At 45.9% G+C, this 229-nt stretch carries 1 protein-coding gene and 1 pseudogene; one reads left to right on the top strand and one right to left on the bottom strand.

Going from position 1 to position 229, the window contains the following annotated elements; all coding sequences use genetic code 11:
* The coding region (locus tag FHC48_RS23940) for an IS1 family transposase (RefSeq protein ID WP_097491765.1) at positions 1-59 on the bottom strand (59 nt) is incomplete at its 3' end.
* Positions 60-113: 54 nt separating this feature from the next.
* Here FHC48_RS23940 and FHC48_RS23335 point away from each other — a divergent pair.
* Positions 114-229, top strand: a pseudogene (locus FHC48_RS23335) (IS30 family transposase); the annotation flags it as partial.

The following is a 229-nucleotide window of genomic DNA, read 5'->3' as shown; positions in this document are numbered from 1 at the left end:
TTACGCACCACCCCGTCAGTAGCTGAACAGGAGGGACAGCTGATAGAAACAGAAGCCACTGGAGCACCTCAAAAACACCATCATACACTAAATCAGTAAGTTGGCAGCATCACCAACCGTGCTTACTGGATCAAAATTTACCATTGCGAAAGCTTGTTCTGGAAAAGCTGGAGATGAAATGGTCTCCAGAGCAAATATCAGGATGGTTAAGGCGAACAAAACCACGTCA

Source organism: Enterobacter sp. EC_50 (assembly GCF_019584525.1).
GTDB classification, from domain to species: domain Bacteria; phylum Pseudomonadota; class Gammaproteobacteria; order Enterobacterales; family Enterobacteriaceae; genus Enterobacter; species Enterobacter roggenkampii.
Note: the sequence above shows the minus strand (reverse complement) of the source record. Positions and strands in the feature narration are given on the sequence as shown.